The sequence below is a fragment of the uncultured Xylophilus sp. genome (genome assembly GCA_913776965.1).
Lineage (GTDB): Bacteria > Pseudomonadota > Gammaproteobacteria > Burkholderiales > Burkholderiaceae_C > Xylophilus.
The window spans coordinates 1-7,692 of the sequence record CAJYQL010000095.1 but is presented as its reverse complement, the minus strand read 5'-3'; the positions used below and the strand labels follow the sequence as shown (position 1 = coordinate 7,692).

The following is a 7,692-nucleotide window of genomic DNA, read 5'->3' as shown; positions in this document are numbered from 1 at the left end:
GCGCCGCGGGCGTGCGCATCGCCGACCACCTGGATCGCAACGACGCCTACGGCTTCTTCGAGGCGATCGGCGATCTGGCGATCACCGGGCCGACGCACACCAACGTCAACGACTTCCGCGCGCTCCTGATTCTGTAGCGTCCTGCGCACAGCCCGTCTGCGCAAAAGCCGATTTTTCGTCGGATTGTGCGCAGTCGTAACATTCCGGGGAGGCACCGACCGTACCATTGGCCTCCGCCGGCGCAAGCGCCCGGCCCCCGACCCGCCTGCACGGCATCCCGCCGAGGAAATTCCCATGTCCCGAGACCGCCTCCTCCGTCCCGTCCGCCGCGCAGCCGCCGACCACGCCGGTCGCCCGTCCCGCTGGGCGCTCGCCGCCCTGCCGCTCGCACTGCTCGCCGCCTGCTCGTCCACACCGCTGCCGACCTGGGACAACGGTGCCACGACCCGGCCGGCGACCGTCGCCCAGCCGGCCCGGGTGGTGCCGTCTGCGCCCCCGGTGGTAAACATGCCGCCCCCCGGCGCGGTTACCATGCCGGTCAGCCCGCGCCCCGGCACCGTCGTACCCGCGGCGCCGGCCGTGCAGGCCGAGCCGGCCCTGCCTTACAGCGCAGCGGTCGCTGCCCGCTTCCCGGATCCCGCCACCGTCTACACCACGCCGGGCCTCGCGCCCGGCCGCACCACCTTCACCACCACCGCCGAGATGCGGCAGTGGCTACAGGACCAAGTGGCCGCCGCCGCCCGCAGCCCGACGGTGCGGGCCGCGCTGGTGCCGATCGGCACCTCGCAGCGCGCCGAGCCGCTGGACGCGCTGGTGCTCACCCAGTCCGCCAACACCGAAGCCTCCACCCTGCTGGCCGACGGCCGGCCGACGGTGCTGCTGATCGGCCAGCAGCACGGCGACGAGCCGGCCGGCGCCGAGGCGCTGCTGGTCATCGCGCGCGAGGTCGCCCAGGGTCTGCTGACGCCGGTGCTGTCGCGCATCAACGTGATCGTGGTGCCGCGCGCCAACCCCGACGGCGCCGCCGCGGGCACCCGGGTGACGGCCAACGGCATCGACATGAACCGCGACCATCTGCTGCTCAAGACGCCCGAGGCGCTGGCGCTTGCGCGCCTGGTGCGCGACTACAAGCCGACGGTCGTGGTGGACGCCCACGAATACACGGTCGCCGGTCGCTTCGTGCAGAAGTTCAATGCGGTCCAGCGCTTCGACGGCCTGCTGCAGTACGCCACCACCGCCAACCTGCCCGAATTCGTCACCAAGGCATCGGAGGAATGGTTCCGGCGCCCGCTGGTCGCCTCGCTGCAGAAGCAGTCGCTGACCAGCGAGTGGTACTACACCACCTCGACCGACCCGAACGACCTGCGGGTGTCGATGGGCGGCACCCAGCCCGACACCGGCCGCAACGTGAACGGCCTGAAGAACACGGTCAGCGTGCTGCTCGAGACGCGCGGTGTCGGCATCGGCCGGCTGCACATCCAGCGGCGGGTGCACACCCACGTCGTCGCCGCCACCAGCGTGCTGCAGAGCACCGTGGCGCGGGCCGAGGACCTGAAGCAGCTGAAGTCGTTCGTCGATCGCGATGTCAGCGCGCTCGCCTGCCGCGCCGATGCGGTGGTCGAAGCGGCGCCCACGCCCACCCGCCGCGCGCTGCTGATGCTCGACCCGGTCACCGGCGCCGACCGCAGCGTCGACGTGGAATGGAATTCCGCGCTAGAACTGCGCAACGTCAAGACGCGCCGGCGGCCTTGCGGCTACTGGCTCGACGCGTCTTCGACCGCCGCGGTGGACAAGCTCCGCGCCGCCGGCGTGCAGGTGCTGCGCGTGTCGGAATCGAGTTCGCTGCTGATGGACAGCTACCGCGAGACGATGCGCAGCGAAGGCGCCCGCCAGGACGTGCGCGGTACGGTGGCCGACGGCCCGGCGGCCGGCACGGTCGGCGGCGGCATCGTCAAGGTCGAGGTCGCCCTGACCCGCAGCCTGGTGGACGTTCCGATCGGCAGCTACTACGTCCCGCTCAGCCAGCCGCTTGGCAACCTCATCGTCGCGGCGCTGGAGCCCGACACGCAGAACAGCTTCTTCGCCAACCGGGTGATCGACCGGCTGGAATCGGTCGGCCGCGTCGCGACCGTGCCGACCCTGCGCTACGAAGAAGTCGCTCCCTGACCGCCCGGCGTCGTGGCACCGTCCTACAGGACGATGCCCGGCCCCTGCCGTACGCTTTACTTGCAGCGATCCGGCTGCGCAAGGAGTACAAGAATGAGAGAGTTCGTGCTGGACCCGAGCATGGTCACGATGGGCGGCGTGTTCTACCCGACCGGCTACGCCGTCATCATGTTCCCCGAAAAGGATGATGCCTTGAATACCGCCGACGCCCTGGTCGAGGAAGGCCGCGTGACGGCGGACCAGGTCCACAGCCTGAGCCCGGCCACCATCTTCCGCGACATCAGCAAGACCGAGGACGGCACCGACATTCCGCTGCCCTCCGTCGGCACCGAAGGCGCCACCGTCCGCGCCTTCGACAAGCTGGCGCGCGAAGGCCACCACGGCCTGGTGATCGAGGCCGACTCCGCCGAAGACACCGAGCGGGTGATGGAGGTCGTCCGCCGGGTGAACTTCTCGCTCGCGCAGAAGTACCGTACGCTGGTGATCGAAGACCTGAAGTAATCCGCCTCCGGCACACCGTACGCACGAAGGGCCCCACGGGGCCCTTTGTCATGGTCCGGGCGGGGCGCCTTCAGCCGTGCGCGCCTGCGCGGTCGAGCACGTGGCGTACCATCGACTGCGCCAGCTCGTGCTCGCCAAGGAAGATCTTCCCGGCATGCTCCTGCTCCAAGAGCCGCGCCTCTTCCTCGTTGTGGGTGCGCACCACGATCTCGATGTCGGGGTTGAGGGTGCGGGCGGTCGCGATCATCTGCCGCACGTCCATCGAGTCGGGCGTCGCGATTACCAGCATCCGGGCGCGCGCGATGTGCGCCTGCACCAGCACCACCGGTTCGACCGCGTTGCCCGAGACCGCCGCCACGCCCTCCTCACGTAGCTTCTCCACCAGGTCGCGGTTCTCGTCCGCCACCACGTAGGGGATGCCCTTGTCCGCCAGCGCCGCCGCGATGCGCCGCCCCACCCGTCCGTAGCCGACCAGCACGACCTGGCGCGACAGGTAGCGGTCGTGCGTCGAGGCCGGCAGTTCCGCGAGCGGATCGTCGCGCTGCTCCAGCCGGCGCGCGAAGGCCGAACGCGCCAGCAGCCAGCTGCGGATCGGCTCGATGCCCTTGAACACCACCGGATTCACCGCGATCGAGATCAGCGCGCCGGCCAGCACCAAGCTCTGGCCCTCCGGCGGCAGCAGACCGAGCGACATGCCCAGGCCGATCAGGATGAAGGAGAACTCGCCAATCTGCGCCAGGCTCGCCGAAACGGTCAGGGCAGTGTGCAGCGGGTACCGGAAGGCCAGCACCAAGGCCGCCGCTGCGATCGACTTGCCGACCAAGATGATCGCCACGACCGCCAGCACCTGGAACGGCCGGTCTACCAACACCCGCGGATCGAACAGCATGCCGACCGAGACGAAGAACAGCACGGCGAACGCATCGCGTAGCGGCAGTGATTCCTCGGCCGCGCGGTGACTGAATTCCGACTCACGCATCACCATCCCGGCAAAGAACGCACCGAGCGCGAACGACACGCCGAACAGCGCCGCCGAGCCGAAGGCGATGCTGACCGCAGCGGCCACCACGCACAGCGTGAACAGCTCCCGCGAGCCGGTGCGCGTCACCTGCCAGAGCAGCCAGGGAAAGACCCGCCGGCCGACCACCAGCATCAGGGCCACGAAGATGCCGACCTGCAGCAGCGTCCAACCCAGCGTCTTGAACAGCGCGGCCGACGAACCCATGTCGCCGCCCTTCAGCCATTCGGCCAGCGGCGGCAGCAGCACCAGCACCAGCACCATCGCCAGGTCCTCGACCACCAGCCAGCCGACCGCGACCCGACCGGTGAAGGAATCGAGGATGCCCAGCGTCTCGAGCGCGCGCAGCAGCACCACTGTGCTCGCGACCGACAACGCCAGGCCGAACACCAGCGCCCCGCCGAAGCTCCAGCCCCAGAACGTCGCCAGCCCCATGCCCATCAGGGTCGCCACCGCGATCTGCACCACCGCGCCGGGCAACGCGATCTTGCGTACCGCCAGCAGGTCGTCGAGCGAGAAATGTAGGCCGACCCCGAACATCAGCAGCATCACCCCGATCTCCGCGAGCTGCGCGGCGATCTCGGCATCGGCGACGAAGCCCGGCGTGAACGGGCCGATGATCACGCCGGCGAGCAGGTAGCCCACCAGCGCCGGCAGGCGCGCCTTGGTCGCGATGAAGCCGAGCACCAGGGCAAGCCCCAGCCCGGCGGCGATGGTGTTGATGAGCGAGACGCTATGCGGCATCGGCGGCGGATCCTTCCGTGGCGAGGGGGTTGAGGTGTGCGGGGCGGGCACGACGTCGCAGACCGCGAGGGGCTGCCGACGTGTGCATCTGCTCCGTTATAACCGCGCGAACGCACGGCGCCCCAAAAGAAAAAGGCCCCGGGATCGCCGGGGCCTGCGAGTAAGCCGAACGCTGCGGACTTAGCGGCCCGGCTGGAAGGTTGCAGTGCGGGCATCGGCCACCTGCTCGGGCTCCTGCGCTTCTTCCCATGTCTGGCCGTCGAGGCCGGCCTGCATGCGGTCGATATCGAGGTCCTTCGTCCAGCGGGCGACCACCAGCGTTGCGACGCCGTTGCCGATCAGGTTGGTCAGCGCACGCGCCTCGGACATGAAACGGTCGATGCCGAGGATCAGCGCCAGACCGGCCACCGGCACATGGCCGACCGCCGACAGGGTCGCCGCCAGCACGATGAAGCCGCTGCCGGTCACGCCGGCGGCGCCCTTGGAGGTGAGCAACAGCACGGCCAGCAGCGTGAGCTCCTGCATCAGCGTCATCGGCGTGTTGGTCGCCTGGGCGATGAACACCGCTGCCATCGTCAGGTAGATCGAGGTGCCGTCGAGGTTGAACGAATAACCGGTCGGGATCACCAGGCCGACCACCGACTTGCGGGCGCCCAGGTTCTCCATCTTCTCCATCATCCGCGGCAGCACCGACTCGGAAGACGAGGTGCCCAGCACGATCAGCAGTTCTTCCTTGATGTACTTGATGAACTTCCAGATCGAGAAACCGTGCAGCTTCGCGATCGTGCCCAGCACCACGAAGATGAAGAAGAGGCAGGTCGCATAGAACACCGCCATCAGCTTGCCGAGCGAGAACAGCGAGCCCAGGCCGTACTTGCCGATGGTGAAGGCCATCGCGCCGAAGGCGCCGATCGGCGCGACCTTCATGATGAAGCCGACGATCACGAACAGCACGTGCGAGGTCTTCTCGATGAAGTCGAACACCAGCGTGCCGCGGCCGCCGAAGCGGTGCAGCGCGAAGCCGAACAGCACCGCGAACAGCAGCACCTGTAGGATCTCGCCCTTGGCGAACGCATCGACCACCGTCGTCGGGATCACGTGCAGCAGGAAATCGACCGTGCCTTCGAGCTTGCCGGGCCCGGTATAGGCCGCGATGCTTTTGGTGTCGAGCGTGGAAGCATCGATGTTCATGCCGGCGCCGGGCTTGAGCACGTTCACCATCACCAGGCCCACGACCAGCGCGATGGTGCTGACGATCTCGAAATACAGCAGCGCCAGGCCGCCGGTCTTGCCGACCTTCTTCATGTCCTCCATGCCGGCGATGCCGACCACGACGGTACAGAAGATGATCGGCGCGATGATCATCTTGATCAGCTTGATGAAGCCGTCGCCGAGCGGCTTCATGTCGGCGCCGAGCGCCGGATAGAAATGACCGAGCAGCACGCCGAGGATCACAGCGCAGATGACCTGGACGTAGAGGGAGCGGTGCAGCGGCCGCTTGCCCGTGGAATGCGATGTTGTCATAAATGTGCACTCTGAGAGGGAAGCCGAGACTGTAGAGCCGCGTGCGCGCAAATCCATTGTGGCTATCCACATCGGTCGCGTCCTGTGGGCAGCGCGCATCAGAAACGACAAGACCCGCCGAAGCGGGTCTTGCGAGTCGGATGCGCGAAGCCGTTCGCGACATCAGCCCATGTGCAGGCCGCCGTTCACGGCGAATTCGGCGCCGGTCGAATAGCCGCCCTCTTCCGAGGCCAGCCACGCGATGATCGAGGCGATTTCCTCGGGCTGGCCGAGGCGCTTGACCGGGATGGTGCCGATGATCTTGTCGAGCACGTCCTGGCGGATCGCGTTGACCATGTCGGTGCCGATGTAGCCTGGTGCCACGGTGTTGACCGTCACGCCCTTGTTGGCCAACTCCTGCGCCAGCGCCATTGAGAAGCCGTGCATGCCGGCCTTGGCAGCGGAGTAGTTGGTCTGGCCGGCCTGGCCTTTCATGCCGTTGACCGAGCTGATGTTGATGATCCGGCCCCAGCCCTTTTCCACCATGTCGCCGACGACCTGCTTGGTCACGTTGAACATGCTGTTCAGGTTGGTCTCGATCACCGCATCCCAGTCCTCGCGGCTCATCTTCAGGAACATGCGGTCGCGGGTGATGCCGGCGTTGTTCACCAGCACGTCGATCGAACCGTGGTCGGCCTTGGCCTTGGTGAAGGCTTCGACGGTGGAGTCCCAGTTGCCGACGTTGCCGACCGACGCGTGGAAGTCGAAGCCCAGCGCCTTCTGCGCTGCCAGCCACTTGTCGTAGTCGCGGGTCGGGCCGCAGCCGGCGATGACCTTGAAACCTTCCTTGTGCAGGCGCTGGCAGATGGCGGTCCCGATGCCGCCCATGCCGCCAGTCACGTAGGCTACTTTCTGGCTCATTCAATCTCTCCTGAAATCTCTTGTGGGTTTTGTGGGCGGCACCGGAGCCGGCGCCGCCGTTTCATTGTGAGCGCCGCGCTCAGCGCTCGATAGTCAGGGCAACCCCCATGCCGCCGCCGATGCACAGCGAGGCGATGCCCTTCTTCGCGTCACGGCGCTGCATCTCGTGGAGCAGCGTCACCAGGACGCGGCAGCCCGACGCACCGATCGGATGGCCGATGGCGATCGCGCCGCCGTTGACGTTGACCTTGGAGGTGTCCCAGCCCATCTCGTTGTTGACGGCGCAGGCCTGGGCGGCGAAGGCTTCGTTGATCTCGAGCAGGTCCAGGTCCGAGGCCTTCCAGCCCGCACGCTCCAGCGCCTTCTTCGAGGCCGGCACCGGGCCCATGCCCATGATCGTCGGGTCGAGGCCGGCGGTGGCGTAGCTGGCGATGCGACCGAGCGGCTTCAGGCCCAGGGCGGCGGCCTTCTTGGCGGTCATTACCATTACGGCCGCGGCACCGTCGTTGATGCCCGAGGCATTGCCGGCCGTCACGCCCCCGGCCTTGTCGAACGCCGGGCGCAGGCCCGCCAGCGCCTCGGCGTTGGTCTTGCGGTTGATGAATTCGTCGGCGGCGAAGACGACCGGGTCGCCCTTCTTCTGCGGAATGTGGACCGGGATGATCTCGTCCTGGAAGCGGCCTGCGTCCTGGGCGGCGGCGGCCTTCTGCTGGCTGGCGAGCGCCAGGGCGTCCTGCTGTTCGCGGGTGATGCCGTACTGCTTGGCGACGTTCTCTGCCGTGATGCCCATGTGGTACTGGTTGTAGACGTCCCACAGGCCGTCGACGATCATGGTGTCG

The 7,692-nt window shown here is 67.8% G+C and carries 7 protein-coding genes; 3 read left to right on the top strand and 4 right to left on the bottom strand.

Annotated features, from left to right (window positions below):
• The 3 genes from QZ500_RS13590 to QZ500_RS13580 form a co-directional block, all read left to right on the top strand.
• Positions 1-137 (top strand): MOFRL family protein (locus tag QZ500_RS13590; protein WP_295855938.1); only part of this gene is annotated, 137 nt, incomplete at its 5' end.
• Between the two features lie 157 nt (positions 138-294).
• Entirely contained in the window at positions 295-2,166 is a 1,872-nt protein-coding gene (locus QZ500_RS13585) for a M14 family zinc carboxypeptidase (protein ID WP_295855937.1), read from the top strand.
• A gap of 93 nt (positions 2,167-2,259) precedes the next feature.
• On the top strand, positions 2,260-2,667 hold the full coding sequence (locus QZ500_RS13580; protein ID WP_295855936.1) for a hypothetical protein: 408 nt from the start codon (positions 2,260-2,262) through the stop codon (positions 2,665-2,667).
• 70 nt (positions 2,668-2,737) lie between these two features.
• Here the strand turns inward: QZ500_RS13580 and ybaL are convergent, their stop codons facing one another.
• The 4 genes from ybaL to QZ500_RS13560 form a co-directional block, all read right to left on the bottom strand.
• Positions 2,738-4,429: a YbaL family putative K(+) efflux transporter gene (ybaL, locus tag QZ500_RS13575; protein WP_295855935.1), complete on the bottom strand. Its 1,692-nt coding sequence runs from the start codon at positions 4,427-4,429 to the stop codon at positions 2,738-2,740.
• 180 nt (positions 4,430-4,609) lie between these two features.
• Complete coding sequence (locus tag QZ500_RS13570) at positions 4,610-5,953, bottom strand: dicarboxylate/amino acid:cation symporter (RefSeq protein ID WP_295855934.1); 1,344 nt, start codon at positions 5,951-5,953, stop codon at positions 4,610-4,612.
• Between the two features lie 162 nt (positions 5,954-6,115).
• Positions 6,116-6,853 (bottom strand): acetoacetyl-CoA reductase, encoded by a 738-nt coding sequence (gene phbB, locus QZ500_RS13565; RefSeq protein ID WP_295855933.1) that lies wholly within the window; start codon positions 6,851-6,853, stop codon positions 6,116-6,118.
• A 79-nt stretch (positions 6,854-6,932) separates the two neighbouring features.
• Positions 6,933-7,692 (bottom strand): acetyl-CoA C-acyltransferase (locus tag QZ500_RS13560; RefSeq protein ID WP_295855932.1); only part of this gene is annotated, 760 nt, incomplete at its 5' end.

Coding starts and splice junctions, on each gene's coding strand:
- ybaL (WP_295855935.1), bottom strand. CDS start 4,429: ATGCCGCATAGCGTCTCGCTCATCAACACCATCGCCGCCGGGCTGGGG.
- QZ500_RS13570 (WP_295855934.1), bottom strand. CDS start 5,953: ATGACAACATCGCATTCCACGGGCAAGCGGCCGCTGCACCGCTCCCTC.
- QZ500_RS13580 (WP_295855936.1), top strand. CDS start 2,260: ATGAGAGAGTTCGTGCTGGACCCGAGCATGGTCACGATGGGCGGCGTG.
- QZ500_RS13585 (WP_295855937.1), top strand. CDS start 295: ATGTCCCGAGACCGCCTCCTCCGTCCCGTCCGCCGCGCAGCCGCCGAC.
- phbB (WP_295855933.1), bottom strand. CDS start 6,853: ATGAGCCAGAAAGTAGCCTACGTGACTGGCGGCATGGGCGGCATCGGG.